Raw genomic sequence first — 2,104 nt, 5'->3', positions numbered from 1 at the left:
CCGAAACCACCGGTCTTTCCGCTGAAAATGGCGACCGCATCATTGAAATCGGATGTGTGGAACTGGTGGCCCGCAAGCTCACCGGCAACAACCGCCACTTCTACCTGAACCCCGAGCGCGACAGCCACGAAGACGCGCTCAAGGTTCACGGCATCAGCAACGAGTTCCTGAAAGACAAACCCAAGTTCTCGGCCGTGGCCGACGAACTGCTGGAATACCTGCAGGACGCCGAGATCATCATCCACAACGCGCCTTTCGATGTGAGCTTCCTCAACAAGGAGCTTGAACTCATCGGCAGGCCGCCCATCAAGCATTGTGTGGCCAAGGTCACCGACAGCCTGATGATGGCCAAGGAGCTGTTCCCGGGCAAACGCAACTCGCTGGACGCCTTGTGCGACCGGCTCGAGGTTGATAATTCGGGCCGGACCTTGCATGGCGCCTTGCTGGACGCCGAACTTCTGGCCGACGTCTACATCAATCTGACACGTGGCCAGAATGCGCTGGTGATGGATGTAGGGGACAGCGCCCGGGAAGGCGATAGTGACGTACCCCAGATTGATCTCAGCACCTTTGACCTGCCGCTGTTGGCCGCCAACGACCAGGAGATCGCCGACCATGAAAAGCTGCTGGTGGATATTGACAAGGCCAGCAAGGGTAAAACGGTTTGGCGTGTTTTAGCGGCGTAAGCCATAAAGCTGTTCGAAACAGCATATAATCTTAGGCTGACCAATAGGGCGGTTAGCTCAGGGGTAGAGCACTGCATTCACACTGCAGGGGTCGCAAGTTCGAAACTTGCACCGCCCACCAGAATTTGAAGAACAAAAAAGGCCAAGTCTTGCGACTTGGCCTTTTTTCATTTCGGCGCCGTAAGCACCGATAAGCGCCGTTTTTCGCCGTCGGGCCTAGAGCACTTCGCTCGCGAAATCAGCCAGCCGCGAGCGTTCACCGCGCGCCAGCGTGATGTGCCCGCCGTGCGGCCAGCCCTTGAAGCGGTCGACGGCAAAGGTCATGCCCGATGAGCCTTCGGTCAGGTACGGTGTGTCGATCTGCGCCAGGTTGCCCATGCAGATGATCTTGGTGCCCGGACCGGCCCGCGTGATCAGCGTTTTCATCTGCTTCGGCGTCAGGTTTTGCGCTTCGTCGATGATGACGTACTTGTTCAGGAAGGTTCGGCCGCGCATGAAATTCATGCTTTTCACCTTGATGCGCGAGCGGATTAGTTCGTTGGTAGCGGCTCGGCCCCATTCGCCCGAGCCGCTGTCGGTTTTGCCCAGCACTTCCAGGTTGTCGTCCAGTGCGCCCATCCAGGGGCCCATTTTTTCCTCTTCGGTGCCCGGCAGGAAACCGATGTCCTCGCCAACACTCACGGTGGCGCGCGTCATGATGATTTCCGTGTAGCGACGGTCATCCAGCACCTGCGTGAGGCCGCTGGCCAGCGCCATCAGCGTCTTGCCCGTGCCTGCCGTGCCAGCCAGCGTGACGAAGTCCACTTCGGGGTCCATCAGCAGGTTCATCGCGAAGTTTTGCTCGCGGTTGCGTGTGGTGACGCCCCAGACGGCGTTTTTGAGGTGGTTGTAGTCCTTGAGGGTCTTCAGAACGGCGGTTTTCGCCCGGATTTCCGTCACGCGGGCATACAGCGGGGGTTCGCCGGGGGCCTCAAAAAACACAAACTGGTTGATCAGCAGGCTGCCCACTATGGGGCCCGTGATGCGGTAGAAGGTGTGGCTGCCTTGCTGCCAGCTTTCGACGGTTTTGCTCTGGCGCGTCCAGAAGTCAGCCGGCAGGGCCAGCGAGCCCGAATACAGCAGGTCGCCGTCTTCCAGTGTTTTGTCGTTCTGGTAGTCGTCTGTGGCCAGGCCCAGGGCGCGGGCCTTGACGCGCATGTTGATGTCCTTGGACACCAGAACCACCTCGCGCGGCGCGTATTCCTTGCGCAAGGCCTCGACCACGCCCAGGATCTGGTTGTCGGCCTTGCCCTGCGGCAGGCTCATGGGCAGGGTGTAATCCAGCGGTTTGGTCTGGAAAAACAGGCAGCCACCAGCTTCAGGGTGACCGGTGGTGTCCAGTTTCAGGCCTTTGGCAATGTCAGCGCCCTGGGTGCCTG

2 protein-coding genes and 1 tRNA gene are annotated in these 2,104 nt (G+C 59.6%); 2 read left to right on the top strand and 1 reads right to left on the bottom strand.

What is annotated here, in order from left to right:
• Both dnaQ and AC1D1P_RS21715 read left to right on the top strand, forming a co-directional pair.
• A partial coding sequence (dnaQ, locus tag AC1D1P_RS21720) for a DNA polymerase III subunit epsilon (protein WP_477674399.1) occupies positions 1-686 on the top strand: 686 nt, incomplete at its 5' end.
• A 46-nt stretch (positions 687-732) separates the two neighbouring features.
• Positions 733-807 (top strand) — tRNA-Val (locus AC1D1P_RS21715).
• A gap of 95 nt (positions 808-902) precedes the next feature.
• Here AC1D1P_RS21715 and AC1D1P_RS21710 read toward each other — a convergent pair.
• A partial coding sequence (locus AC1D1P_RS21710; RefSeq protein WP_477674398.1) for a PhoH family protein occupies positions 903-2,104 on the bottom strand: 1,202 nt, incomplete at its 5' end.

This window comes from Polaromonas sp. P1_E1_2, from assembly GCF_056406035.1.
This window is presented reverse-complemented; position numbering and strand designations above follow the sequence as displayed.